At 63.4% G+C, this 26,639-nt stretch carries 25 protein-coding genes and 1 tRNA gene; 7 read left to right on the top strand and 19 right to left on the bottom strand.

Translation table 11 applies throughout. The features are described 5' to 3' along the window. The 8 genes from FNA46_RS19360 to FNA46_RS19325 form a co-directional block, all read right to left on the bottom strand. On the bottom strand, nt 1–801 hold an 801-nt coding region (locus FNA46_RS19360), incomplete at its 3' end, for a S66 peptidase family protein (protein ID WP_143126852.1). 62 nt (nt 802–863) lie between these two features. Further along, entirely contained in the window at nt 864–3,464 is a 2,601-nt protein-coding gene (gene clpB, locus FNA46_RS19355; RefSeq protein ID WP_143126851.1) for an ATP-dependent chaperone ClpB, read from the bottom strand. A 215-nt stretch (nt 3,465–3,679) separates the two neighbouring features. Beyond that, nucleotides 3,680–4,384 carry a DUF4167 domain-containing protein gene (locus FNA46_RS19350; protein WP_143126850.1) on the bottom strand — a complete coding sequence of 235 codons (705 nt, stop codon included), beginning with the start codon at nt 4,382–4,384 and terminating at the stop codon, nt 3,680–3,682. A gap of 326 nt (nt 4,385–4,710) precedes the next feature. Then, nucleotides 4,711–5,577, bottom strand: coding sequence for a peptide chain release factor N(5)-glutamine methyltransferase (gene prmC, locus FNA46_RS19345; protein ID WP_143126849.1), 867 nt, complete (start codon nt 5,575–5,577; stop codon nt 4,711–4,713). Beyond that, nucleotides 5,574–6,653, bottom strand: coding sequence for a peptide chain release factor 1 (prfA, locus tag FNA46_RS19340; protein WP_143126848.1), 1,080 nt, complete (start codon nt 6,651–6,653; stop codon nt 5,574–5,576). The genes prmC and prfA overlap by 4 nt, the downstream gene beginning before the upstream one ends. Before the next feature lie 110 nt (nt 6,654–6,763). Continuing rightward, nucleotides 6,764–9,031, bottom strand: coding sequence for a phosphoenolpyruvate--protein phosphotransferase (gene ptsP / locus FNA46_RS19335; RefSeq protein WP_143126854.1), 2,268 nt, complete (start codon nt 9,029–9,031; stop codon nt 6,764–6,766). Nucleotides 9,032–9,119: 88 nt separating this feature from the next. Continuing rightward, entirely contained in the window at nt 9,120–10,394 is a 1,275-nt protein-coding gene (locus tag FNA46_RS19330; protein WP_143126847.1) for an aspartate kinase, read from the bottom strand. A 201-nt stretch (nt 10,395–10,595) separates the two neighbouring features. Continuing rightward, complete coding sequence (locus FNA46_RS19325; protein ID WP_143126846.1) at nt 10,596–11,297, bottom strand: SH3 domain-containing protein; 702 nt, start codon at nt 11,295–11,297, stop codon at nt 10,596–10,598. 258 nt (nt 11,298–11,555) lie between these two features. Between FNA46_RS19325 and ubiG the strand changes: the two genes are divergently transcribed. Further along, complete coding sequence (ubiG, locus tag FNA46_RS19320; RefSeq protein ID WP_143126845.1) at nt 11,556–12,302, top strand: bifunctional 2-polyprenyl-6-hydroxyphenol methylase/3-demethylubiquinol 3-O-methyltransferase UbiG; 747 nt, start codon at nt 11,556–11,558, stop codon at nt 12,300–12,302. Between the two features lie 25 nt (nt 12,303–12,327). On the opposite strand, the gene FNA46_RS19315 is transcribed toward ubiG, so the two are convergent. The 4 genes from FNA46_RS19315 to FNA46_RS19300 are packed head-to-tail and all read right to left on the bottom strand — an operon-like array spanning nt 12,328 to nt 14,706. Further along, a complete protein-coding gene (locus tag FNA46_RS19315) occupies nt 12,328–12,756 on the bottom strand; it encodes a DUF1178 family protein (RefSeq protein WP_143126844.1) in 429 nt (142 codons plus the stop codon). Next, nucleotides 12,753–13,601: a carbon-nitrogen hydrolase family protein gene (locus FNA46_RS19310; RefSeq protein ID WP_143126843.1), complete on the bottom strand. Its 849-nt coding sequence runs from the start codon at nt 13,599–13,601 to the stop codon at nt 12,753–12,755. Before FNA46_RS19310 ends, FNA46_RS19315 begins: the two co-directional genes overlap by 4 nt. A 12-nt stretch (nt 13,602–13,613) precedes the next feature. After that, complete coding sequence (gene grxC, locus FNA46_RS19305) at nt 13,614–13,871, bottom strand: glutaredoxin 3 (RefSeq protein ID WP_143126842.1); 258 nt, start codon at nt 13,869–13,871, stop codon at nt 13,614–13,616. A gap of 58 nt (nt 13,872–13,929) precedes the next feature. Further along, nucleotides 13,930–14,706, bottom strand: coding sequence for a ComF family protein (locus FNA46_RS19300; RefSeq protein WP_143126841.1), 777 nt, complete (start codon nt 14,704–14,706; stop codon nt 13,930–13,932). A gap of 61 nt (nt 14,707–14,767) precedes the next feature. Here FNA46_RS19300 and FNA46_RS19295 point away from each other — a divergent pair, with 61 nt between their 5' ends. Then, a complete protein-coding gene (locus tag FNA46_RS19295; protein WP_143126840.1) occupies nt 14,768–15,643 on the top strand; it encodes a methyltransferase domain-containing protein in 876 nt (291 codons plus the stop codon). Between the two features lie 23 nt (nt 15,644–15,666). Here FNA46_RS19295 and FNA46_RS19290 read toward each other — a convergent pair whose 3' ends face one another. The 6 genes from FNA46_RS19290 to FNA46_RS19265 form a co-directional block, all read right to left on the bottom strand. Beyond that, nucleotides 15,667–15,834: a Flp family type IVb pilin gene (locus FNA46_RS19290; RefSeq protein WP_143126839.1), complete on the bottom strand. Its 168-nt coding sequence runs from the start codon at nt 15,832–15,834 to the stop codon at nt 15,667–15,669. A 41-nt stretch (nt 15,835–15,875) separates the two neighbouring features. Then, nucleotides 15,876–16,196, bottom strand: coding sequence for a hypothetical protein (locus FNA46_RS19285; protein ID WP_143126838.1), 321 nt, complete (start codon nt 16,194–16,196; stop codon nt 15,876–15,878). 134 nt (nt 16,197–16,330) lie between these two features. Then, nucleotides 16,331–16,744 carry an 8-oxo-dGTP diphosphatase MutT gene (mutT, locus tag FNA46_RS19280; RefSeq protein WP_143126837.1) on the bottom strand — a complete coding sequence of 138 codons (414 nt, stop codon included), beginning with the start codon at nt 16,742–16,744 and terminating at the stop codon, nt 16,331–16,333. Next, nucleotides 16,741–17,547, bottom strand: a complete 807-nt coding sequence (locus FNA46_RS19275) for a GNAT family N-acetyltransferase (RefSeq protein WP_143126836.1) — start codon at nt 17,545–17,547, stop codon at nt 16,741–16,743. Before FNA46_RS19275 ends, mutT begins: the two co-directional genes overlap by 4 nt. Then, nucleotides 17,528–18,769, bottom strand: coding sequence for a bifunctional glutamate N-acetyltransferase/amino-acid acetyltransferase ArgJ (argJ, locus tag FNA46_RS19270; protein WP_143126835.1), 1,242 nt, complete (start codon nt 18,767–18,769; stop codon nt 17,528–17,530). The genes FNA46_RS19275 and argJ overlap by 20 nt, the downstream gene beginning before the upstream one ends. A 65-nt stretch (nt 18,770–18,834) precedes the next feature. After that, nucleotides 18,835–19,677 carry a peptidylprolyl isomerase gene (locus FNA46_RS19265; RefSeq protein ID WP_143126834.1) on the bottom strand — a complete coding sequence of 281 codons (843 nt, stop codon included), beginning with the start codon at nt 19,675–19,677 and terminating at the stop codon, nt 18,835–18,837. Between the two features lie 261 nt (nt 19,678–19,938). On the opposite strand from FNA46_RS19265, the gene secA reads away from it, so the two are divergent. From secA to FNA46_RS19245, 4 genes are all read left to right on the top strand, one after another. Further along, nucleotides 19,939–22,647, top strand: a complete 2,709-nt coding sequence (gene secA / locus FNA46_RS19260; RefSeq protein ID WP_143126833.1) for a preprotein translocase subunit SecA — start codon at nt 19,939–19,941, stop codon at nt 22,645–22,647. A gap of 171 nt (nt 22,648–22,818) precedes the next feature. After that, nucleotides 22,819–24,234, top strand: a complete 1,416-nt coding sequence (locus tag FNA46_RS19255) for a lipopolysaccharide biosynthesis protein (RefSeq protein ID WP_143126853.1) — start codon at nt 22,819–22,821, stop codon at nt 24,232–24,234. Beyond that, nucleotides 24,231–25,511: a GNAT family N-acetyltransferase gene (locus FNA46_RS19250; RefSeq protein ID WP_143126832.1), complete on the top strand. Its 1,281-nt coding sequence runs from the start codon at nt 24,231–24,233 to the stop codon at nt 25,509–25,511. Before FNA46_RS19255 ends, FNA46_RS19250 begins: the two co-directional genes overlap by 4 nt. A 170-nt stretch (nt 25,512–25,681) precedes the next feature. Beyond that, complete coding sequence (locus FNA46_RS19245) at nt 25,682–25,888, top strand: hypothetical protein (RefSeq protein WP_143126831.1); 207 nt, start codon at nt 25,682–25,684, stop codon at nt 25,886–25,888. A 53-nt stretch (nt 25,889–25,941) separates the two neighbouring features. On the opposite strand, the gene FNA46_RS19240 is transcribed toward FNA46_RS19245, so the two are convergent. Further along, nucleotides 25,942–26,026, bottom strand: a tRNA-Leu gene (locus FNA46_RS19240). A gap of 191 nt (nt 26,027–26,217) precedes the next feature. Between FNA46_RS19240 and FNA46_RS19235 the strand changes: the two genes are divergently transcribed. Further along, a partial coding sequence (locus FNA46_RS19235; protein ID WP_143126830.1) for a disulfide bond formation protein B occupies nt 26,218–26,639 on the top strand: 422 nt, incomplete at its 3' end.

Below are 26,639 nucleotides of genomic sequence, written 5' to 3'. Positions count from 1 at the left end.
AAATCGCCGGAGAAGGCGGAAAAGATCGTCGATCTGGTCCGCCTTCTCCGGCGATTTCAACGTGAACTGCCCGACGGCAATGCCTGCGACACCGGCGAGATGGCCACCCTTGGCAAGCAGGGTAAGCATGCGGTCGGTAAGGCCCGGCATGCAATCGACCGCCTCCAGCAGCAGGATCGCGCCGCGCAGATCCGGCAGCGCCCAGCCGGCCGTGGTGGCCAGCGTTTCGAGATTGCCGCCGATCAGCGGGCCGGATGCCGTTCCCGTCGTGGTCAGCCGGAAGGTCGGCTCCTCCGGTCTTGCGGCATAGGAAATAGCCTCGTTGCCAAACAGGATCTGGTGCAGGATGTCTGCATTGTCCGGCTCGAGAGCGCCCGCACCGTCGCCATAGAGTGCACCATGAACGCCGCCCAGGCCGGTTTCACGCAGGATGGCCATGTGCAGAGCGGTGATATCGCTGAAGCCGATCAAAGGTTTTGGATCGCGCCGGATCGCCTCGAAATCCAGCCGATCGGCAATACGGTAGGAGCCGCGACCGCCACGGGTGGCAAGGACGGCGCGGATCTCGGGGTCGCGCAGCGCATCGTCGAGATCGGCCAGCCGCTGGTCATCGGTTCCGGCAAACCAGCCGTGCTCGACAAAGGCGTGCGGGCCATACTCGACGTCAAGCCCCCAGGCCTCAAGACTGGCTGCCCGCGCCAGAACCGCATCGCGATCGGGCGTGCTGGCCGGCGAGACGAACCGGACGCGATCTCCTGACCTCAATCGGGCAAAGCGCGTCCGGTAATCCGTCTCCATCATGCGGTCGTCCCCGTTGAATGAAACAGAAAGGGCCGCCGGTGTGGCGGCCCCTCCGGGAAACATCAGGCAGCTTCGGCGACCGCCTTCCTGACGTAGAAGAGCAGTCGGTCCGACCCCGCCGACACCTTGACGGTGGAAGCGTCAGGCACCTGCCCGCCCAGGATCTGTTCGGCGAGAGGATCCTGCACGAATTTCTGGATGACACGCTTCAGCGGGCGTGCCCCATAGACCGGATCGTAGCCCTTGTCGGCCAGCCATTCCCGTGCATCCGCTTCCAGTTCCAGCGTGATCTTGCGATCAGCCAGAAGCTGCAACAGGCGTACCATCTGGATATCGACAATGGCCCCCATCTCGCTGCGGGCAAGACGATGGAACAGGATGATCTCGTCGACGCGGTTCAGGAATTCCGGCCGGAACGAGGCCTTCACCACATCCATCACCTGCTCGCGCACCTGGTCCACATCCTGGCCTTCACCGAGATTGGTCAGATATTCGGCCCCGAGATTCGAGGTCATGATGATGATGGTGTTCTTGAAGTCCACCGTACGACCCTGACCGTCCGTCAGGCGGCCGTCATCCAGCACCTGCAGCAGAACGTTGAACACGTCCGGATGCGCCTTCTCGATCTCGTCGAACAGCACGACCTGGTAGGGCTTGCGGCGGATCGCCTCCGTCAGAGCACCGCCTTCGTCATAGCCGACATAGCCGGGAGGCGCGCCGATCAGACGCGAGACCGAGTGCTTCTCCATGTATTCCGACATGTCGAGCCGCACCATGGCCGTTTCGTCGTCAAAGAGGAAGCGGGCCAGCGACTTCGTCAGCTCCGTCTTGCCGACGCCGGTCGGACCGAGGAAGATGAACGAGCCGATCGGCCGGTTCGGATCCTGCAAGCCGGCGCGCGAACGGCGCACGGCGCGCGAGACGGCCTGCACCGCATCGCCCTGCCCGACGACCGACTTCGCCAGTTCGTCTTCCATACGCAGCAGCTTGTCGCGTTCGCCTTCCAGCATCTTGTCGACCGGAATGCCGGTCCAGCGGGAGACGACATGCGCAATCGCATCCGGCGTGACCACCTCCTGCACCATGGACGAGGCGGAATTATCCCGCTCTTCGGCTTCCTTCAGCGCCTTTTCGAGGTTCGGAATGACGCCATAGGTCAGTTCGCCGGCACGCTGATATTCCCCCTTGCGCTGGGCAATCGCCAGATCGTTTCGGGCTTCGTCCAGCTGGCGCTTGAGGTCTGCAGCAAGGCCGAGCTTCTGCTTTTCCGCCTGCCAGCGAGCCGTCAGGGCATCGGCCTGTTCTTCGAGCGAGGTCAGTTCGCCTTCAAGGCGGGCCAGCCGGTCAGCGGAGGCCGTGTCGGTTTCCTTCTTCAGGGCTTCGCGCTCGATCTTCAGCTGGATGATGCGGCGGTCGAGTTCGTCCAGTTCCTCGGGCTTGGAATCCACCTGCATGCGCAGCCGCGATGCCGCTTCGTCCATCAGGTCGATGGCCTTGTCCGGCAGGAAGCGGTCGGTGATGTAGCGGTTGGACAGCGTCGCGGCCGCCACCAGCGCGGAATCGGAGATCCGCACCTTGTGGTGCTGCTCGTACTTCTCCTTGAGCCCGCGCAGGATGGAGATCGTATCCTCGACGGTCGGCTCCTCCACCATCACCGGCTGGAAGCGACGGGCGAGCGCCGGGTCCTTTTCCACATGCTTGCGATATTCATCAAGCGTGGTCGCCCCGACGCAGTGGAGTTCGCCGCGGGCAAGCGCCGGTTTCAGCAGGTTGGAGGCATCCATGGCGCCATCGGCCTTGCCGGCACCGACCAGCGTGTGCATCTCGTCGATGAACAGGATGATCTCGCCATTTTCCGACTGTACTTCCGAAAGAACGCTCTTCAGGCGCTCTTCGAACTCGCCGCGATATTTCGCGCCGGCAATCAGCGCGCCCATGTCGAGCGCCATCAGCCGCTTGTCCTTCAGGCTCTCCGGCACGTCGCCATTGACGATACGCAGCGCAAGGCCTTCGGCGATCGCCGTCTTGCCGACGCCGGGCTCGCCGATCAGCACGGGGTTGTTCTTGGTGCGACGCGACAGAACCTGAATCGTGCGGCGGATCTCGTCGTCGCGGCCGATCACCGGGTCGAGCCTGCCCTCGCGGGCTTCCGCTGTCAGATCACGGGCGAATTTCTTCAGCGCGTCAAAGCCCTGTTCGGCATTGGCGCTGTCGGCCGTGCGGCCCTTGCGAATGTCGTTGATGACCTGGTTGAGGCCCTGCGCCGAGACGCCGGCCTTCTTCAGGCTGGCGGATGTCGAGGCGGAGCTTTCGATGGCAAGCGCCAGAAGCAGCCGTTCGACGGTAACAAAACTGTCGCCGGCCTTCTTGGCAGCCTCTTCCGCCGTCGAAAACACCTTGGCGAGCGGCTGCGCCAGATAGACCTGCCCATTGCCACCGGACACTTTCGGCAGCTTGGCAAGGGCGGCATCATTGGCAAGGCGGGCTTCCTTGGCATTGCCGCCGGCCCGCTCGATCAGCGAAGCGGCCATACCCTGGTCGTCATCCAGCAGAACCTTCAGCACATGCTCGGGCGTGAACTGCTGGTGCCCTTCGGAGAGCGCATAGGTCTGAGCCGATTGCAGGAAACCGCGAACCCGCTCCGAATATTTCTCGATGTTCATCCGTAACCTCCTTGGATCGCCCTGCCCTCATAAGGCACAGGCCGACAGTTGGGATTGAGCTCCCTCAAAGGCGAGCCCCGATCTCCGGCCGAAACCGGAGATGCATTCTGACCGAGATATGGGAGGCGCATTTTTCGGTTTAAAGACCGGACAGAGAAAAACCCCGGCCGCTGGGACCGGGGCTTGATGCGTGTCAATTGGTGAGCCGGAAAGGCTTATTCCGAGGTGGCTTCGGCCATGGCAGGCGCTGCATCGGAAGCGCCGGCTTCGCCTTCGCCGGCCGTTTCGCCACGGCGCGGGCGGCGCGGGCGGGTGCCCGCGTTGCGACGGCGCGGCTGGCGCTCGCGGGGCGCTGCCCCTTCCTCTTCCATGGCAACCTCGGCAGGCGTGCCTTCAATCACCGGCTGGGGGCCGGTTCCATCGATGACGGGCGCGTCTTCCGCCACCACTTCGGGCACCGGCTGCGGAGCCGGACGCTCGCGGCGCTGGTGCTGCTGGGGCTGGTGTTGCGGCTGATGCTGAACCGGCTGCGGCTGTGCGGCAACGGTTTCATCGGCATCGCCCATCTCCATCTCGTCGCCATCCCGATCGTTGTAATCCTGACGATCGTCGCGCTGGAAGCGCTCCTGCATCTGCGCCTGGGCGGCGGCGATGATGCGATTGTAATGCTCGGCGTGCTGGAGATAGTTTTCCGCCATCACACGGTCACCGGCGCTTTGCGCATCACGGGCCAGGGCGGAATATTTTTCGGCAATATGCTGGGCAGTGCCGCGGATCTTCACATCGGGGCCGGAACTGTCGTAGGTCCGGGTCAGTGGGTTGGAACCCTTTCGGTTGAAATTGTTACCGCCACCATTGTTATTGTTGTTGTTATTATTGCCGCGCCCCCGACCACGCTTGTTCTGCTGTCCTGGCCTCATCGATTTTTCACCTGAATTCTCTGTGCTTTGCTGATTAAGGGCCACGCGGCCATGCGGCTACCCGCCGAAACAAGGCTTCACGTGCCGCGGACAGGTGAGATCCATCCATCCCTGCCGCATGTGAAAGTCAGTTTTCTGATGCACGCACTGGGTAAATTTCAACCCTGGAAGCCTTCCTGGAAAGGCTGCTGTCCGGTTGAGCTTAACCTGAACGAATCTCCGTTCATTCTCAGCCGCCCATTGCGTGCCCGCAACCTATCCCGCTTCATTGCCGAATCCAAGCCTTTTCTTTCGCTGTTGCAAAAAGGGCGTAAGCTTCGGGCGAGTCACGGATTTTTCCGCGTGAACACCAGCACGCGGTCCTGTCCTCCATAGTCGCGGAAGGCGTCTGTCAAAGTATAACCGGCATCGGAAAAGAGAGCGGTCACCGTCTGCTTCTGATCGAAGCCGATCTCCAGACCGATCCATCCGTCCTCTTCGAGAAAGTTGTCGATACCGCCGGCAATCGCCCTGTAGGCATCAAGACCGTCCGGTCCGCCGTCCAGGGCCAGGATCGGATCGTAGCGGCGGACATCCGGATCGAGTTCTGCAATCACGTCCCGAGTGATATAGGGCGGATTTGACACGATTATGTCGAAACGCCCCACGAGCCGATCAAACCAGCGACTTTCTACCGTGGAAAATCGCTCTGCGACATCATTGAGGTCAGCATTGCGGCGAGCCGTTTCAAGGGCACCCGACGAAAGATCGACGCCAACGGCCTGCAATTCCGGAATCTCCTTGAGCAGGGCAAGCGCAATCGCGCCGGTCCCCGTGCCAAGGTCAAGAAGGCGGGCGCTGCCCTTGCGCGCGATGAGCTGCCGCGCGGGCAAAAGCATGGCCTCCACCAGGATTTCGGTATCGGGCCTCGGTTCCAGCGTTTCCGGCGACAAGGTGAGGCGCACGCCGTAGAAATCACGCGCGCCGAGAATGCGGTGCACCGGCTCCCGCGCGATGCGCCGGGCAAGGGCGGCCTCGATGCGCGCCCGGTCCGCGGCATCGACGATACGGTCGCTGCGCAGCAAAAGCTCGGTCGGCGACAGATCGAGAAGTCCGGCGACCAGCACGCGGGCATCGGTGGCGGCATCGGCAAGCCCGGCTTCGGCCAGTCGCGCGCGGCAGAGCGCCAGAACGGCCGACAGCGTTTCGTTCACGCCTGCTCTCCCAGCTGCGCCAGCTGCCCGGCCTGGAAATCGGCGATCAGCGCGTCGACCACCTCGTCGATCTCGCCCTCCATCATCCGGTCCAGCTTGTAAAGGGTGAGGTTGATGCGGTGGTCGGTCACGCGCCCCTGCGGAAAATTATAGGTGCGGATGCGCTCGGAGCGGTCGCCAGAGCCGACCTGGCTCTTGCGGTCGGCGGAGCGTTCGCTGTCGGCCTTCTGCCGCTCGATATCATAGAGGCGCGAGCGCAGCACCTGAAGGGCCTTGGCCCGGTTCTGGTGCTGCGACTTTTCCGAGCTGGTGACGATGAGACCGGTCGGCAGATGGGTGATGCGGACAGCCGAATCCGTGGTGTTGACGTGCTGGCCGCCGGCGCCCGACGAGCGCATCGTATCGATGCGGATGTCTTCCGGGCGAATCTCGATGTCGATCTCCTCGGCTTCCGGCAGCACGGCGACGGTGGCGGCAGAGGTGTGGATGCGTCCACCCGCTTCCGTTTCCGGCACGCGCTGCACGCGGTGCACGCCGGATTCGAACTTCAGCTTGGAGAAGACACCGCGGCCAGTGATCGTCGCGATGATTTCCTTGTAGCCGCCCGCCTCGCCTTCGCTGGCCGACAGCACCTCCACCTTCCAGCCCTTGGTGGAGGAATAGCGCTCGTACATGCGAAACAGGTCGCCGGCGAACAGCGCGGCCTCGTTGCCGCCTGTGCCGGCGCGAATTTCCAGGATGGCGCTCTTCTCGTCGGCCGCATCCTTCGGCAGGAGCAGGACCTGCATGTCCTTTTCCAGCGCCTCGATCCGCCCCTCCGCCTCCGGCAGCTCCAGTTCGGCGAGATCACGCATCTCGCGGTCGGTGGTTCGGTCGTCCAGCAGGGTCCGCAGGTCTGAAACCTCGGAGAGGGCCTTCTCGTAATCCCGGATCTTGCGCACCAGCGGCTGAAGCTCGGAATATTCGGAGGCGAGCTTCACATAGACATCCGCCGACGGGCCTTCGGACATGCGCGCCTCGATCTCGCCGAAGCGGCGCTCCAGTTCACGCATCTTGTCGACAGGAAGCTTCGCCACCCTTGTTTACTCCAGTACTCGTCTTGTTAGGCCGCTGCCGGCACGAGGCCGGCGCGTGGGCGCCATCTTCTGTTTCTTGGCCCGACTTTGAGGACGCGCGGTGTACCGCGCTAGATCGGGATGTTGTGGCCTGCGGCAAACGACACCAGCATCTCACGCACCGATGCGTTGGAGCGGGTATCGTCCAGCATCGCATTCAGCTCCGCAGCGAGCTGGCCGGCATCGAGACCGAGCAACATGGCCTTGACCGGACCGATCGCCGTCGGGGTCATGGAAACCGACCGGAAGCCGAGCGCGATCAACGCCATCGCGGACAAGGGCTTGCCGGCCATTTCGCCGCACAGTGTCAGCGGTGTCCTGTTGCGCTCGGCGGCCCGCACGATGTCGCGCAGGATTCGCAGGAACGGCTTGCCCAGAATGTCGAAGCGGTCGGACACGCGGGCATTGCCACGATCCACCGCCATCGAGAACTGGAACAGGTCGTTCGAGCCGACGGAGACGAAATCGACCTCCGTCATGAGTTCGTCCAGCTGCCACAGCAGGGCCGGCACTTCCAGCATCGCGCCGAACTGCAGCTTGCGCGGCAGCGAATGGCCGAACTTCGACAGATGCTGAACTTCCTTCTGCATCAGGTCGCGCACCGCATGGATTTCAGCAACCTCTGTCACCATCGGCAGCATCATCTTCAATTCGGAACCCGCGGAGGCGCGCAGCAGCGCACGCAACTGCGTGCGCAACAGGCCCGGCCGGTCGAGCGCCAGGCGGATCGCCCGCCAGCCAAGCGCCGGGTTTTCTTCTTCCTGCGCCCGGAAATAGGAGACCACCTTGTCGCCACCGATATCAAGCGTGCGGAAGGTCACCGGCCGGCCGGCAGTCTGGCGCAGCACATTGCGATAGAACGCCTCCTGCTCCTCGAGCTTCGGCATCGTGGAGGCGATCATGAACTGCAGCTCGGTGCGGAACAGGCCGATGCCATCGGCCCCCGATTCCACCAGCTGCGGCAGGTCCACCATCAGGCCGGCATTCATCATCAGGCTGATGCGCTGGCCGTCCTTCGTCACCGAATCGACGTCGCGCAGGGCGCGGAACTGTTCCTGACGGCGGGCGCGCAGGCGCACCTTTTCCTCATAAGCCTTCACCATGTCGGCCACGGGGCGCAGGTGCACCTGGCCGTCGTCGCCGTCGATGATGACAGGATCGCGGTTTTCGGCGAGCGCCACGATGCCCGCCGCCTGGCCGATGACCGGAATGCCCATGGCGCGCGCCACGATCACCACATGGCTGGTGACGGCACCGTCTTCCAGAACGAGACCGCGAATATTGGCACGCGGATAGTCGAGAAGCTCGGCGGCCCCCATCGCGCGGGCAAAGATCACCGCATCGGTCGGAAAGCCCTCGTCGAAGGCACGGCCGGAAAAGCCGGTCAACTGACGCAGCAGCCGGTTGGCAAGATCGTCGAAATCATGCATCCGCTCGCGCAGATAGGGATCGGTCAGGCGCATCATGCGCGCCTTGGTGTCGCTCTGCACCTTCTCGACCGCCGCTTCCGCCGTCAGGCCGTTGCGGATCGCCTCTTCCATGCGCCGCACCCAGCCCTGGTCATGGGCGAACATGCGATAGGTTTCCAGAACCTCGCGATGCTCGCCTTCCTGGGCAACCTCGCGGCGCGACAGCATGTCGTCGATCGACAGGCGCAGCGAGCCGATCGCTTCGGCAAGACGGATGATTTCCTTTTCGGCATCATCGTTCAGCAGGTTGGTGACGACGATGCGCGGCTCGTGCAGCACCACATGGCCGAGCCCGATGCCCTCGTTGTAGCCGTCCGCCTCGATGGTGATCGAGCGCGTCAGGTCGAGTTCCAGTCCCGGCTGGGTGATCTTCTTGAGTTCCCCGGTCGCGATCATCTCGGCGATCACCATGGCGGTGGTTTCCATCGCCTCTACCTCGTCTTCGCGGTAGTTGCGCTGCGCCTTGTTCTGAACGACGAGAACGCCCAAAGTGCGACCGGCCCGGAGGATCGGCACACCGAGGAAGGAATGATAAATCTCCTCGCCCGTCTCCGGCAGGTAGCGGAAGGCGGGATGCGCCTGGGCATCGGAGAGATTGAGCGGCTGGGCGGAAGCGGCGATCGTTCCGACGAGACCCTGGCCCATCTTGAGCTGCGCAAGGTGCACGGCGCCCTTGTTCAGACCTTCGGTGGCATACAGTTCCAGCACGCCATCGGATCGCAGCACGTAGACCGAGCAGACCTCGGCCACCATGTTGCTGGCAATCTGGCTCACGATCCGGTCGAGCCGCTCCTGCGGCTCCAGCGGCTCGGCCATCAATTCCCGCAGTCGCTTCAGCAAGACACGCGGGCCCGCCGACAGGTCTCTCATCGGCATGTTCGCTCCCGAATTCAACTCTGCCCATCCGGAAGACGGTGCGTCGCCCCAAAACGAAGCGACGCAGCGAACCGGTTTAAACTCAACTCTTATCGAGACCGTAGGCAGAATGCAAAGTCCGAACTGCAAGTTCGGAATAAGCACCGTCAATCAGCACGGAAATCTTGATTTCCGACGTGGTGATGGCCTTGATGTTGATGCCTTTTTCGGCAAGTGCCTTGAAAGCGGTCGCAGCCACGCCCGCATGGCTGCGCATGCCGATGCCGACGACGGAGACCTTGCAGAGGCCCGTCTCGTTCTGGGCCACATCGAAACCGATCTTGTCCTTGTTGTCGGCGAGAACCTTCATGGCCTTTTCGACATCGCCAAACGGCACGGTGAAGGTCATGTCGGTCTTGGAACCATCCTCCGAGATGTTCTGGACGATCATGTCGACATTGATGTGGGATTCGGCCAGCGGTCCGAAGATGGCGGCGGAAACGCCCGGCCGGTCGGAAACGCGACGCAGCGAGATTTGCGCTTCATCCTTGGCATAGGCGATACCGGTGACGACTTCCTGTTCCACGATTTCTTCCTCGTCGCAAATCAACGTGCCGGGCGGGTTGATGAGGTCACCCATGCCCGGCGCATCGGGATCCTCGAAACTGGAGCGGACGAAGGTGCGCACCTTGTGCACCATGGCAAGTTCCACGGAACGGACCTGCAGCACCTTGGCGCCGAGGGATGCCATTTCCAGCATTTCCTCGAACGAAATCTTCTTCATGCGGCGTGCCTTGGGCACGATGCGCGGATCGGTCGTGTAGACACCATCCACGTCGGTATAGATGTCGCAGCGATCAGCCTTGACGGCGGCAGCAATCGCGACCGCCGAGGTGTCGGAACCGCCACGGCCAAGCGTCGCGATGCGGTTGTCGGGTCCAAGCCCCTGGAAACCGGCAACGACGGCCACCTGGCCTTCGCCCATGCGGCGGATGATTTCCGTGCCGTCGATGTCGAGGATACGGGCCGCGCCATGCGCGTTGTCGGTGCGGATCGGGATCTGCCAGCCCTGCCAGGAGCGGGCATTGATGCCCATGGACTGCAGGGCGATCGCCAGGAGACCGGAGGTTACCTGTTCGCCGGAGGCGACGACGGCATCGTATTCGCGCGCATCGTAGAAGGGCGAGCTTGCGCTGGCAGCCTTCGGCGTATCCTGCACCCAGCCCACGAGTTCGTTGGTCTTGCCGGACATGGCGGAGACGACCACGGCCACTTCATGGCCGGCATCCACCTCACGTTTCACATGGCGCGCAACATTATGAATACGTTCAAGATTGGCGACCGAAGTGCCGCCGAACTTCATGACAATGCGAGCCATATCCGACCAAAACCACCCTATCGCGCGCCCGAACCCGTGGCGGGCGCCGCTCTGAAAACAGCAAGCCCCTGCCCGCCGGGCAGATCTTGCGGCGTCCTCTTATCGAAAAGGGGGGGCGGGTGCAATGGAAAAGCCGGTGACCGGAACAGACGGGCCGGGGCGATGCACCCCGGCCCTCAAGGCGTCAAGAGTGGGAGCCGATCACTGCCCCGGCAGCGGGCATGGGTTATCCTGCGTGCAGCGATAAGCAGGAACCGGACCTTCCAGGTAACGGGGCTGCGGGCGGCGATCATCATAGCGATAGCGATCGTCATAGCGGCCGCTGTCCGGCTGGCGTGGCCGCTCGTCGTAGCGATAGCGATTGTCCATGCCGTAACGGTCTTCATAGCGATAACGACCGTCGTCGCGGTAACGGTTCGGATCGTTGATCGGGTCGTCACGGCGGCTGTCATAGCGCGGCGGCGGCGGCGGGGGCGGTGGAGCCGCATCGCGACGGTAATCCCAGTCCCGCCAGCGATCACGCTCGCGATAGAAGTCGCGGTGGCTGTAGTAGCGACGCCAGTAGGTATCGACATCGAAGGTGATCGTGGGAATGCCGAGCGGGCGGTAGTACTGGCGATCGACGTAAACCCGGTTCTGGCGGTAGGTCGCCTGAATATACGTGCCCGAGACCCAACCGCGGCCGCGCGAAAAGGTGACGTCGCACCAGTTCACGCTGTCGAGGCAGCCATTGATGACGATCGGCGCGCCACGCGGAACGACCACGACCGCCGGATAGCGCGTGCTGGGGCCGGAGCGCATGTTCACATCGGCGGTGGCGTAACCATTGGCGGCCGCCGCCGCAATGGAGGGTGACAGAAGCAACAATCCGGTTGCCAATGCCTTCAATACTTGACGTTTCACAGGTTCCTCCTGGAAATGCTTTCCTTGACGCAATGTCCCTTCAAGAAACAGAGACCGTGCGGAATTTGGTTTTTTTAAGTCCCGCAGGCAGCCGACCACGTGATCTGCCACCGTCTTCTGCTGCGTAGCAACACAATCATGAACACAAGCTGACAAAGCGCGAGGGCGGCCGTGTTTGTGCCGCCGCGACACGATGGCAGACTTGACAAGTCGCGCCCATGAGCCGACTTCACGACAACGATGACAGGGAGCCCGATCATGACCAACGCGTCCCCCACAACGATTGACCAGAGCGAAGTGGATCGCTTTTCCGCGATGGCTGCGGAATGGTGGAGCCCGACCGGCAAGTTCCGTCCCCTGCACAAGTTCAACCCGGTGCGCCTGTCCTATATCCGTGACCGCGTCTGCGCAAATTTCGGCCGCGATCCGAAGAGCCACCGTCCGTTCGAAGGTCTTCGCTTCCTCGATATCGGCTGCGGGGGCGGCCTGCTCTCCGAACCGATGGCCCGCATGGGGGCAGAGGTCGTTGGCGCAGACCCATCGGAGAAGAACATCGGCATCGCCCAGACACATGCCCGCGAAAGCGGCGTCAGCGTCGATTACCGGGCCGTGAGCGCCGAGCAGCTGGCAGAGGCCGGTGAAACCTTCGACGTGATCCTCAACATGGAGGTGGTCGAACATGTGGCGGACGTGAACCTATTCATCTCCACCTGCACGCAGATGGTGCGCCCCGGCGGCCTGATGTTCGTCGCCACCATCAACCGCACCTTCAAGGCCAATGCGCTTGCGATCTTTGCGGCGGAAAACATCCTGCGCTGGCTGCCGAAGGGCACACACAGCTATGACAAGCTGGTGCGCCCGGACGAGCTTGAGCGGCCGCTGTCAGCCGGCGGTCTCGAGATCATCGATCGCACCGGCGTCTTCTACAATGTCCTGCAGGATCGCTGGAACCTGTCGCGCGACATGGACGTGAACTACATGATGCTGGCCAAGCGGCCAGCCTGACGTTCGATCCCGGCCGGACAGGAGCTTAATTGGCGTCGTCCGGCAGCACCGGCAGCGGTGCCACCTCGATGCCTTCGTCGATGAGCTCGCGCACCTCGGAGAGGCTGGCCTGGCCGATGATGCCGCGCTGATCCGCTTCTCCGTAATGGATCTTGCGGGCTTCTTCCGGAAAGCGTTCGCCCACATCCTCGGCATTGGCCTTGATGCTGGCGACCATTTCCTTCAGCTTGCTCATCATCTCCTGTCGGGCGAGATCCATTGCCACCTGCTGGCGGGCTTCCTGCTTGCGCGCAGTGGACACCGATGGAGCCATCAGCCCCTTGCTGATGGAAGCGGAATGACAGACGGGGCAGGTGAGAAATCCCATCTCCACCTGCCGGTCGAAATCCGCGCTGCCGGAAAACCAGCCTTCGAACTCGTGCGCGTTGTCGCAGATGAGCGAATACCGGATCACGCCTCAGCCCTTCCGGTGGAGGTGACACGGTCCAGCGTGAAATCGCGGCTGTTCTTCAGATTCGGGATCTTGGCGCGGGCGGCCTGAACGTCGGCGATGTCAATATCGGCCAGCAGAACCGCCTCCCCGGCACCGCCCGCCTCGGCCAGAATGCGGCCCCAGGGATCGATGATCATCGAGTGACCGTAGGTTTCGCGCCCATCCTCATGCACGCCGCCCTGGGCGGCAGCGATCAGGAAGGCGCCGTTTTCGATGGCACGTGCCCTCAGCAGGATTTCCCAATGCGCCTCGCCCGTCTGGCGGGTGAAGGCGGCCGGCACCGTCAGGATCTCGGCCCCCGCCATGGCTTCCGTGCGGAAGATCTGCGGGAAGCGCACGTCATAGCAGATGGCAAAGCCCAGCCGACCGAAGGGCAGATCGGCCACGCGGGCGCAGGAGCCCGGCTCGTAGGCCGCGCTTTCGCGCCAGCTCTCGCCATTGTCGAGATCGACGTCGAACATGTGGATCTTGTCATAGACGCAGATGCGCTGGCCGTCTGGTCCGAACAGGAAGCCGCGATTGGCCATCTTCTCGTCGCCGCGCGCAATCGCCGTCGAACCGACATGCACAAAGATGCCAAGCTCGCGCGCAAGCGCTGCAGCCCGGGCGACGATTACATCGCCGGCCTCATCGGCCAGCACGGCCTTGAGCGCGGGGCGGTTGCGCTGCAGAGCCCCCGTCATTTCCGGCGTCTGGACATAGGTGGCGCCGGCAGCGGCGGCCTTACGCACCAGCCGCTCCATGGCATCCGCATTCTTCTGCGGATCGACGCCCGAACACATCTGGACCGCGGCAACCTTCACCATCGTCTCTGCCTCTCAGGCCGCCAGAAGCGGGTCCAGCTTGCCGTCGCGATCCAGTGCATGGATGTCGTCGCAGCCGCCGACATGCTCCCCGTTGATGAAGATCTGCGGGAAGGTGGTGCGACCATTCGCCTTGTCGATCATCTCCTGGCGCAACTGCTGCGAGAAGGTTGCATCATGCTCCGTGAACGTGACGCCCTTGGCGGTGAGAAGCGCCTTGGCGCGGGCGCAGTAACCGCACATCTGGCGGGTATAGATGACGACTTCAGCCATGAAAATCTCCGTGACGGACCGCACGAAAGGGTCTTGCAGGCGGCCCTGATACGCCTTGTCATATAGGCTCGGCAAGAGCCATTGCAAAGGTCAAAACCGTGACATCCGCCGCGCCCGCCCGCTTCAGGGCGCGGGCGGCGGCCGAGACCGTGGCGCCGGTAGTGAACACGTCATCCACGAGCACAAGACGGCGACCGAACACGCGGTCCTCCTGCCCCTTCGCCACGCGAAAGGCGGCGCGCACATTCTCCTCCCGCCCGCGCGCTGTCAGCCCCACCTGACGGCTGGTGCGCTTCCTGCGCACAAGCGTACCGGAGAGCATGGGCTTGCCGGACTGGTGCGCGAGATGCCGGCCGAGCTCGGCTGCCTGGTTGAAGCGGCGCGCCATCATGCGCGTCCAATGCAGCGGCACAGGCAGGATCGCATCACAGGCCTCGAGTTCGGCGCGCCCGGCACGCCACATCCAGGCCGCCATCATCAACGCAAGGTCGGTGCGGTCGCGATATTTCAGGCCATGCACCAGATGGCGTGCCGGCCCCTCATGCAGGGCGACCGCCCGCAGGCGGTCGAAGACCGGCGGCTCGGCAATGGCCAGTGCAGACACCATGCCCTCACCCGGCTCTTTCGCAAAGGGTATGCCAAGGATGTCGCAATAGGGCCGTTCAATGAAGCGCATGCGGCTCCAGCAGGTGCCGCACAACGCCCGATGGGCTGCCATCCGCACCCCGCAGGCAGCGCAGCAGGGCGGGTAGAGCACGTCGAGAACAGGTCGCAGCAGAACCGCCGGCGAAAACCGCGCGCGCCTCACCTCGAATTTGTCGCTTGCATCCCCCATGTCTTGACTTTAGCCGCAGGCAAGCGCCCATGCGACCCGCAAATCTGATGGAATCGACGCGATGGATCTCCTTTTCGACCTGCCTCTTGTCACCGCACGGCGGGAACGGGCCATGGCCCGGGCCGTGCCCGGCACAGACTTCCTGCTCGATGTGGCGGCCCGCGAACTTGCCGAACGGCTGGCAGTGGTCGAGCGACAGTTCGACGAGGCCGTCGAACTGCACGGTGGCGGCGGCAATGCCGCGCGCCTCGCGATGGCGACGGGCAAGATCGGGCACCTCACCCGTTACGAGACCTCTGCGGTTTTCGGAGAAGCTGTATCGCTGGCCGCGCTGGAAGACGTGCCGCTGGCCGAGCAATCGGCCAACCTGATTTTGTCGCCGCTCTCGCTGCATCTCACCAATGATACGCCGGGCATGCTGATCCGCATCCGCCGGGCGCTGAAGCCGGACGGCCTGCTGCTGGCAGCCATTCCCGGCGCAGGCACGCTCGCCGAACTGCGCGATGTTCTGCTGGCGGCCGAGGCGGACATCCTCGGCGGCGCAAGCCCGCGCGTCATCCCCTTTGCGGACGTGCGCGATATCGGTGGCCTGCTGCAGCGCGCGGGCTTCGCACTGCCCGTCATCGACCAGGAAAACTATACCGTCCGCTATGACACGCTGTTTCACCTGATGCGGGATCTCAAGGCCATGGGCATGGCCAATCCGCTGATCGGGCGCAACAACAGGCCGCTCACCCGCGCCTTCTTCGTGCGTGCGGCGGAACTGTATGCGGAGCGCTATTCCGATCCCGATGGCAGGATCCGCGCTACCTTTTCGATTGTCTACGCCTCCGGCTGGGCGCCGCACGAAAGCCAGCAGAAGCCACTGAAGCCGGGCTCGGCCAGGATGCGGCTGGCGGACGCCCTCAAGCTGGACGGGACGGGCGAGGCGAAGTAGACCTCGCGCATCCCTGCCAGAGATCACTGGCCGGGCACTGCGTCCGACAGGATGGCGAATGTCGATTGCAATGCATCGGTAAACGTGCCGAGGCCGGCAATCAGCGCCACCGACACAAGAGCGACGATCAGGCCATATTCCATGGCCGTAGCGCCAGAACGGTCGCGAAGAAGGCGGATGAACTCTGACATGACGTTTCCTTCGCGCCGACAGTGGCGGGTCGCTGCCAATCTCAGCAGGGATTGCCGGACTCGAAGCCCTGGATGACGCAAACGGCGCCCGGTGTCGGCTGCAGCACGCTCCGGCGGATCGTATAGTGCTTGCTGCCCTGTTCCTCGGACTTGATCGAACCGGTGGTGATCAAATCGAACTCTTCCTGGACATGCGCCATGTGCTGGCTGTCCTGTCGCTTGGCGAGCATGGGGGTGACGATCAACGAAAGGGCGATCGCGGCCGTGCCGAACAGCAGGGCGACATTCAGCGCGCCGGTCCTGCCGGTTTTGCCGAGCGTCTGCTGCTGGGTACGGACAGTCTTCCAGAATTCCTCATCCATGGGAGCCTCGTTACGCAATACATGATCGATGCCGCATATTGTCCCAATCGGTTAAAGGATCTGTTAACGTCGTTTGGAGAGGCACACCGATTTTGCAGAAGCTGTGGATAAATGGCCACGCCCGGCGGGCGCGACTAAAGAAGATCCTGCAGGAAGGGGATCAGCGGCTCGTCGGCCGGCGGCATCGGATAGTCGCGCAGGTTTGCGGGACGCACCCATTTCAGCGCCTGCCCTTCCCGCCCCGTCGGAATGCCCTCGAACCGGCGGCAGACATAAAGCGGCATCAGCAGGTGGAAGGTCTCGTAGGTGTGGCTGGCGAAGGTGAGCGGTGCAAGGCACGGCACGCGCGTGGCGATGCCAAGCTCCTCCTCCAGTTCGCGCACCAGGGTTTCCTCGGGCGTCTCGCCCGGCTCCACCTTGCCGCCCGGAAACTCCCAGAGCCCCGCAAGGCTTTTGCCTTCAGGACGCTGGGCGAGGAGGATGCGACCATCGGCATCGACCAGCGCGCAGGCTGCCACCAGAACGATCTTGCGCTCGCCCCCGCTCATGCCCCCGTCTCCTGGCGCCAGTAGTGATACCGGTAGACCTCGCGGAAGCCGAAACGGTGGTAGAGCGAAAGCGCCGATGCGTTCGATGCATCCACCTGCAGCCAGGCCGTGCGGGCGCCGCTGATGCGAGCCCAGCGCAGCGCCGCCGTCAGCATCTCGGTGCCGAGCCCCTGCCGGCGGCGATCAGGCGCCACGGCAAAGGATAGAATTCCGGCAAGATCATTGTCCTGAACGCACAGCATGGCCGCCAGCGGTCCATTGCCCGGATCTTCCGCGATGAAGAGGCCAGTCGGCGGCTTGATGGCGGAGAGAATTTCCGCAAGCGCCGGCTTGATGGCCGGATCTTCCTCGTGCACGGCAAGCGAGGCATCGATATAGCGGCCGATATCGTGGCTTGGCAGATGGCTGATCGTATCGGGCAGTTCCAGTCCGGCGAGATCCGCCGTCATGACGTTGACCGTTTCGAACGGTGCCCAGCCATCGGCGCGCAGGGCCTCCAGCAGCGGCTGCGGCGCAAGCGGTGTCTCGCGCACCAGAAGCGGACGTCCGTAATGTTCGAACCGCTTGCGTGCCCTCTCGATGCGGATCGCGGCGTCCCGGTAATCCGAGGGATCGAGCGGCACCACGCAGTTCAGCCGCTTGGAGGGATGGCCGCCGGTCAACCGCACCTGCCAGCTGCCGTCATAGACGACGGAAGCCGCCGGCCAGGCGCGGAACCCCACGGCTTCCAGGCGCCGGACAAGCGGAAGATTGCCGTGGGGAGAAATTGCCTGCATCAAACGGTCAGCTCCGATAGTCACCATTGATGGCGACATATTCCTTCGTCAGGTCGCATGTCCAGACCGTTGCCGTGCCATGGCCCAGACCAATGTCAGCACGGATGACGATATCCTGCTTTTCCATGACGGCAGTGGTCGCCTCTTCGGAGTAATCCGGATCCCGTTCGCCGTTGACGGCAACCCGCACATCCCCGAACCAGATCGCCAGGCGGTCACGGTCGGCCATTTCGCCGGACTTGCCGACAGCCATGACGACGCGGCCCCAGTTGGCATCTTCGCCGGCAACGGCGGTCTTCACCAGCGGCGAATTGGCGATCGACAGCGCGATGCGCTTGGCGGCCGCGTCGCTTTCGGCGCCGGTCACGGTGACCTCCACCATCTTGCGGGCGCCTTCGCCATCGCGCACCACCTGCAGGGCGAGATCCTTCAGAAGGTCATTCAACGCAGCACGGAAGCCGGAAAGCTGCGGATCGTCCGCACTTTCCACCTTCACCTGACCATCGGCGGCGGCCTTGCCGGTCGCAAACAGCAGCAGCGTGTCGGAGGTCGAGGTGTCGCTGTCGACGGTAACGGAGTTGAAGCTCGGGCCCACCCCTTCGGACAGCAGCGCCTGCAGGGCGGCCGGCGCGATGTCGGCATCGGTCGCCACGAAGGAAAGCATCGTCGCCATGTCCGGCGCGATCATGCCGGCCCCCTTGGCAATGCCATTGATCGTCACCGTCACCCCGCCGATCTCGGCGGTGCGGGTCGCGACCTTCGGATAGGTATCCGTGGTCATGATCGCCTTGGCCGCCTCCAGCCAGAAATCGCCAGTGGCGGAACCGTGCATGTCGCCCAGCACGCCGGCGAATTTCGTCGCATCGAGCGGTTCGCCGATGACGCCGGTCGAGGCGAGATAAACCTCGTCCATGCCGCAGCCGACGGCGTCCGACGCGGAGCGCGCCGTCAGGTCCGTCGCGGCCTTGCCTTTCACGCCCGTGAAGGCGTTCGCATTGCCCGAATTGACGACGACCGCGCGGGCGCGGCCGGTGGGCAGGTTGGCGCGGCAGAAGTCCACCGGCGCAGACGGGCACTTCGAGCGGGTGAACACGCCGGCCACCGCGGCCGGTTCATCGAACACCATCAACAGCACGTCGGTGCGGTTCTTGTACTTGATGCCGGCGGCTGCCGTTGCCATGCGCACGCCGCGCAGCACGGGCATGTCGGGATAGGATTTCGGAGCAAGGGGAGAGACGGTGGCGGACATGTGCTTCAGACCCGGATAAAGAAAGGCCCGCAGACGCGGGCCCGGTTGCCGATGTGACGAGCGGATTATTCGCCCTTGGTCAGCGCTTCGTAGCCCTTGCTGAGCGCAGGGTCGACGATCTCGACCTTCTGGTCCTTCTTCGCGTCGTCAATGATCTGAGAATACTTCTCCTGCATGACGATCTGGCGAACCTGCGGCTCGACCTGGTCGAAGGCCGGCGGCTGTGCGTCGCGCTTGTCTTCCACCTTGATCACGTGCCAGCCGAACTGCGACTTGACCGGGGTCTTGGTGTACTGGCCCTTCTGCAGGGCAAAGGCTGCTTCCTCGAATTCAGGAACCATGCGGCCCTTGGTGAAGTAACCGAGATCGCCACCATCGGACTTGCTGGTGTCTTCCGACTTTTCCTTGGCCAGTTCGACGAAGTCCTTGCCGGCGTCGAGCTGCTTGATGATGTCCTTGGCCTCGTCCTCGGTCTTTACCAGGATGTGGCGGGCATGCACTTCCTCTTCCTTCGGCATGGCTGCGACTTCCTTGTCGTAGCGAGCCTTGACTTCTTCCGGCTTCAGCTTGTCGAACTGGTCGCGCAGGTAGGCGTTGTGCAGTTCGCGCTCCTGAAGATAGGCCATGCGCTTCTTGAAATCGTCGCTGTTCTGCAGGCCGGCGGCCTCGGCCTTCTTGGAGACGAGCTTGATGTCGATGATCTGCGAGAGGGCTGCGACCTTCTTCTGTTCGTCGGGAAGCTGCTGATACTGCTGGCTGAGATTGGCCATCGCGGTATCCAGGTCGGACTGGTGGATTTCCACGCCGCCAACCTTGGCGACGACAGCGTCGTCGGCGGCAAAGGCCGGCACCTGCAGGAACACAACCGCGGCCACGGCGGCAGTCACGAGGAACTTATGACGAAACATCAGGAACTACCTTTCGAAATGGGCGCCGGCCTCGGCCTCCGAGACCGGCTGGAACACGTCCACAAACACCGGATTATGGCCATTCTGTAACGGCGGCAGCCGTTGACATCATTCGACCCCCCTCTTATCTGTCACGCTACTTCGCGTCCAGAAGAGTTTCCGGGCGGGTCTTCACTTTTGCCTGTGTAAAACCGGAGCGGAAGGAACCCACCGGAAGCCGATCAAAAGTGATGCCACTTCAGTTTGGAAAGGACCATTTGCATGGTCAGCTTCGGTGGGATAGCCCGCAAGTTTTTCGGCTCGGCGAATGACCGCCGTGTCCGCTCGTATCGCAGCCGCGTTGCCGCCATTGCCGCGCTGGAAGAGAGCATCAAGGCTCTGAGCGACGAGCAGCTTGCCGCCAAGACCCAGGAATTCAAGCAGCAGCTTGCCGAAGGCAAGACACTGGACGACATTCTGGCGCCAGCCTTTGCCGTGGTGCGCGAAGCCTCGCGCCGCGTGCTCGGCATGCGCCCCTTCGACGTGCAGCTGACGGGCGGCATGATCCTGCATGACGGTGACATCGCCGAAATGAAGACGGGCGAAGGCAAGACGCTGGTCGCGACCCTTCCGGTCTATCTCAATGCGCTGTCCGGCAAGGGTGTGCATGTGGTGACCGTCAACGACTATCTGGCGAGCCGCGACGCCGGTATCATGGGCCGTCTCTACGGCTTCCTTGGCCTGACCACCGGCGTCATCGTGCACGGCCTCGACGACGAGCAGCGCCGCGCGGCCTATGCCTGCGACATCACCTACGCCACGAACAACGAGCTTGGCTTCGACTATCTGCGCGACAACATGAAATATGACCGCGGCCAGATGGTGCAGCGCGGCCACAATTTCGCGATCGTCGACGAAGTGGACTCGATCCTGATCGACGAGGCGCGCACGCCGCTGATCATCTCGGGCCCGCTGGACGACCGCTCGGATCTCTACAACACGATCGATGCCTTCATTCCGGCGCTGACGGCCGACGATTACGAAATCGACGAGAAGCAGCGCTCGGCGATCTTTTCGGAAGTCGGCACGGAGAAGTTGGAAAATCTTCTGCGGCAGGCCGGCCTGTTGAAGGGCGAAAGCCTCTACGACGTGGAAAACGTCGCGATCGTCCACCACATCAACAACGCGCTGAAGGCGCACAAGCTGTTCCAGCGCGACAAGGACTATATTGTCCGCAACGACGAAATCGTCATCATCGACGAATTTACCGGCCGCATGATGCCGGGACGCCGCTATTCCGAAGGCCAGCACCAGGCGCTCGAAGCCAAGGAAAAGGTGACGATCCAGCCGGAAAACCAGACGCTGGCCTCCATCACCTTCCAGAACTATTTCCGCATGTATGCGAAGCTGGCCGGCATGACCGGCACGGCCGCCACCGAAGCGGAAGAATTTTCCAACATCTACGGTCTCGAAGTGGTCGAGGTGCCGACCAACCTGCCGATCCAGCGTATCGACGAGGACGACGAGGTCTACCGGACCTTCGAGGAAAAGTTCAAGGCGATCATCGTCGAGATCCGCGAGGCGCACCAGCGCAACCAGCCGGTGCTCGTCGGCACGACCTCCATCGAGAAGTCCGAGCTTCTGGCCGCCATGCTGAAGAAGGAAGGCTTTACCCAGTTCAACGTGCTGAACGCCCGTTATCACGAACAGGAAGCCTATATCGTCAGCCAGGCCGGCGTACCGGGCGCCGTCACCATCGCCACCAACATGGCCGGCCGCGGCACCGACATCCAGCTCGGCGGCAATATCGACATGCGCCTCGAGCGCGATCTGGAAGGCATGGAACCCGGCCCGGAGCGCGACGCGAAGGAAGCAGCGATCCGCGCCGAGGTGAAGCAGCTCAAGGAGAAGGCGCTCGCCGCCGGCGGTCTCTACGTGATCGCCACGGAGCGCCACGAAAGCCGCCGCATCGACAACCAGCTGCGCGGCCGTTCGGGCCGTCAGGGCGACCCGGGTCGTTCGAAATTCTACCTCTCGCTTCAGGACGACCTGATGCGCATCTTCGGCTCCGACCGCATGGACGGGATGCTGCAGAAGCTGGGTCTCAAGGAAGGCGAAGCGATCGTCCATCCCTGGATCAACAAGGCGCTCGAGCGGGCCCAGAAGAAGGTCGAGGCGCGCAACTTCGACACCCGCAAGAACCTGTTGAAGTATGACGACGTCACCAACGACCAGCGCAAGGTGATCTTCGAGCAGCGCATCGAATTGATGGATGCGACCGACCTTACCGAGACGGTCGCCGACATGCGCCATGAAGTGGTCGACATGCTCGTCACCAAGCACATTCCGGAACGCGCCTATGCGGAGCAGTGGGATGCCAAGGGCCTCAAGGAAGAGGTGCAGCGCCTGCTGAACCTCGATCTGCCGGTTGAGGACTGGGTGCAGGAAGAAGGCATTGCCGAGGACGATATTCGCGAACGACTGATGACTGCGGCGGATGCGGCGGCCCATGATCGCGCCGAGCGTTTCGGTCCTGAGATCATGACCTATGTCGAGCGGTCGATCCTTCTGCAGACGCTGGATCACCTCTGGCGCGAGCACATCGTTAACCTCGATCATCTGCGCTCCGTCGTCGGCTTCCGCGGTTATGCCCAGCGCGATCCGCTGCAGGAATACAAGGCCGAGGCCTTCGAACTCTTCCAGGCGCTGCTGGCCAATCTGCGCGAAGTCGTCACCGCCCAGCTGATGCGGGTGGAGTTGGTGCGCGAGGCACCGCAGGCGCCCGAGCCGCCGCCGGTCATGCAGGCGCATCATTTCGACCCGACAACGGGCGAGGACGAATTTGCCCAACCGGCCATTTTTGCCGCCGACGAGGCGATCGACCGCGACCCGTCCAACCCCGCCACCTGGGGCAAGGTCGGCCGCAACGAGCTTTGCCCCTGCGGTTCCGGCAAGAAGTTCAAGCACTGCCACGGCGTGCTGACGGCCTGACGCAAAAGGCCATCGCTCATCCGTCCCATGTAAAACGGGGCCGCTCTTCGGGCGGCCCCGTTTTACATGGCGGCGCATGGGCTTCCTGCAGGGGCAAGGAAAGCGTTTCTTAACGGGGACACCGGCATAGTGCCCGCTGCCCCGGGTTCCTGGAAGTAATGCGTGCCAGCCATGACGGTGATCGAGAAAGCGGAGAGATGTCTTCCGCTCGGCCTGAAGATTCGGCTGACGCCGCTCCTCGGCCGGCTTGACCTCTGGCTGTCCGGCGACAGCGACGCGGCCGTCGCCCAGCGCATGGCGCTGACGGCTTTCGCGATCCGCATCCTCAGCGCCGCCATTGCCTTTCTCGCCCAGATCATCCAGGCCCGCCTGCTCGGCGAGTTCGATTATGGCATCTTCGCCTTCGTCTGGGTGCTGGTGGTGGTCTTCGGCAACCTCTCCTGCCTCGGCTTCCATACCGCCGTCATCCGGTTCCTGCCGATCCACACCGCCGGCGGTGAAACGGACCTGGTGCGCGGCCTCAACTGGACGGCGCGTGTGCTGGCACTGCTGTCGGCAAGCCTGCTCGCGGGGCTCGGCCTGCTCGTTCTCCACATCTTCGACCATCTGATTGCCGACTACTGGATGGTTCCGGTCTTTCTTGGCCTTTTCACCCTGCCGATGATCGCACTCGGCGACGTGCTGGACGGAACCGCAAGGGCCAATGGCTGGGCAGTCACGGCACTTGGACCGACCTTCATCCTGCGACCGCTGCTGATTCTCGCACTGATGAGCCTTGCAGTGCTGACGGGTGCGCCGCGCACCGCGACGACTGCCATGACGGCCGCACTTGCCGGCACCTACCTCACAACCCTCTTCCAGTTCGTGCGGCTGACGCTGCGGCTGAGACGACAGCTCGGACCGGGCGGTCTCGCCTTCCGCATCCTCCCCTGGACGCGCTTTGCCCTGCCGCTCTTCCTCGTCGACGGGATCGGCTTCCTGCTCACCAATTCCGATGTCGTGGTGGTCGGGCTCTATCTGCCACCGGACCAGGTGGCGATCTATTATGCCGCCGCCAAGACCATTGCACTCGTCCAGTTCGTCAATTTTTCGGTCAAGGCCGCGGCCGCACCGCGCATCGCCTCGATCCTGACAACGGGCGGACGGGACGAAATCGCTGCCTTTGCGACAGATGCTGCGCGCTGGACCTTCTGGCCCTCGCTGGCGGTCGGGCTTTCGGTTCTGCTGGCTGGCCCGCTGCTTCTGTCGCTGTTCGGCCCCGCCTTCACCGCCGGCTATCCGCTGATGCTCATTCTGTTTGCCGGCATTCTTGCCAAGGCCAGCATCGGTCCGGGGGAAGTGCTGCTCAACATGGCAGGGCACCAGCCACTCTGCGTGATGCTCTATGCCGGCCTGCTCGTGACCAATGTGACGCTGAACATGCTGCTCATTCCGCATTTCGGCCTGATGGGTGCCGCCGGCGCCACGGCGATGGCCATGGGCTTCGAGGCGCTGCTTCTGCATCTCGCCGCACGGCGCGTGCTTGAGATCCGCCTGTTCGCCTTTGCCCGCTCCGTCCCTCCCCTCCGCAAGGAAGAAGGCTCATGACAGAGACCTCTGCCTCACACCTCCCCGATACGGCGCGTCAGGCGGTTTCGCCGGCATATGCGCACGCTCCCTCAGATCTTCCCGAGCCCTCGCTGTCGATCGCCATCGGCCGGCCGGGACGTACACTTGCCATCTATCCGGCAAGGATGGGCTATGACCTGCAGGACGAACTGGATTTCCTCTCCAACCGGGTGCTGGAACCGAACATCTTCTTTGCCGCCCGCCTGCTGGCGCCGGCGATGCCACGCATCGAGGATCGCGCGGTGCGGCTTGCCATCCTGCGCGACCGGAAGGAAAACGGCGGGCGAATGCGCCTGCTGATGCCGTTTTCGGTTGAAAAGCCGGGCTTCGCACTCGGCGCGCCGATCCTGCGCGTCTGGGCCAACCCGTTCGGCCCCCTCGGCACGCCACTGGTGGATGCCGAGGATGCCGCCGAAACGCTGGACAATCTTCTGGAAGGCCTTGGACGACGCGATGCCGGGCTGCCCGGCGTGCTTGTGATGCCGGACCTCAGGCTCGACGGGCGCTTCGCCCGGATGATCCGGGCCGTGGCCCTGTCGCGCAACCTGCCGGTCGCCGTCACTGGCCGCCACCATCGCCCGATGCTGCACAGCGATCTTGATCCGGAAACCTACCTCAGGCAGTCGGTCTCGGCCCATCATCTGCGCGAGATGCGCCGCCAGTGGCGCAAGCTGGCGGAAACAGGTGCCCTGACCCACGGGGTGGCGCGCCAGCCGCGGGAGATCCGCCAGCGCACGGAAGAGTTTCTGGCGCTCGAGGCGAAGGGCTGGAAAGGCCGCAAGCGCTCCGCGCTGATCAACGATCGCTACCGCTCCGCCTTCGCCCGCGAGGCGATCGGCAATCTGGCCGAGATCGATGCCGTGCGCATCCACACGCTGGACATCGACGGCAAGGCGATTGCCTCCCTCGTCGTCTTTCTGATGGCTGGCGAGGCCTATACGTGGAAAACCGCCTATGACGAGGCCCTTGCGGCCTTCTCGCCGGGCAAGCTGCTGATGATGAAGCTGACCGAATGGCACCTGGAAGACGCCAACATCACCCGCTCCGACAGCTGCGCCGTGCCTGATCATCCGGTCATGAGCCGCTTCTGGAGCGAACGGGAGGCCATGGGCACGCTGATCATCGGCCTTGCCGACAGCGCCGACCGCGACACGCGGCAGGTGGCGACACAACTGCATCTGTACCAGAACACCCGCAGCATGGCACGGCGCCTGCGCGAGAAGATCCTGGGCTTCCGCAACCGGGACGAGGGATGACCCCGTCTCATCCGCATGGCCTGCGGTTAACCGGATTTTTGGCGACCGCTTGCTAAGAGAAGACCGCCCGGCCTTCCGCCGGGCTGTCGCCGGAGAGACATCCACCTCTCTCCGCATGCCCGCAACCCGCCACCACGGCACCGCGTGCCGTGATCCGCAAGAGCAGACCGATGGACCTCATCAGCTTCAAGAACACGCACGACCAGCAGATCTACGTCAACCCGCAGCAGGTCGCCTATGTTACCCGCTACGAGGACGCCGTCACCGTGATCGCGCTCGCCATTCCCCACAATGGCGGCCACCTGCAGCTTTACGTGCGCGGCGGGGTCGAGGAAGTGCGCCAGCGGCTGCTCGGCCATTATCATCGCAACGGGTGACGATCACTCCGGTCGCGGTTCCAGCGTTGCAACAATATCGTTTCGGGTGACCGTGGTGCCCCGTGCCGGAATCGAACCAGCACTCCTTTCGGAACCTGATTTTGAGTCAGGCGCGTCTACCAATTCCGCCAACGGGGCATCGAAAGTGGTGGACGGGGTCTAGCACAGGAAAAAGCAGGCGCGCAAGCACCGGCTGGGCTGGAGCCCTTGTTGTTTCTCACGAAAATGTGGCGCGACATAATCGTCCCTGGCTCGCCCGATGCATTTACAGCCCTCTTCCCGTTCACTAGAGCAGGAGACACGTGACAGACGCCGCAGGAGACAGTTTGATGGCCACCGCAACCGATCCCCGCTCCACCCTGATGGGCTATTCGGGTCTTCTGGCTGTTGGCATGGTCGCCACCGTCGGATCGGCGCTCGGCTTCCAGCATATCGGCGGCTATATCCCCTGCGCGCTCTGCCTGCTGCAGCGCGAGCCCTATTACTGGGGTGTGCCGATTGCGCTCGGCGCCTTTGCAACCGCAGCCTTTCGCCTGCCGCCGGCGCTGACCCGCCTGCTGATCGGCGTGGTCGGCGTGATGATGCTGATTGCCGCCGGCATGGGCGTCTATCATTCCGGCGTCGAATGGGGCTTCTGGCCAGGTCCGACCACGTGCTCAACCTCTGCCGCCACGGCCACCACCAGCGCACAGAACCTGCTGGAAGACTTGAACACCGTGCAGGAGGGGCCGTGCACGGTGTTCAAGTCTTC

The organism is Affinirhizobium straminoryzae (assembly GCF_007004135.1).
Lineage (GTDB): Bacteria > Pseudomonadota > Alphaproteobacteria > Rhizobiales > Rhizobiaceae > Neorhizobium > Neorhizobium straminoryzae.
This window is presented reverse-complemented; position numbering and strand designations above follow the sequence as displayed.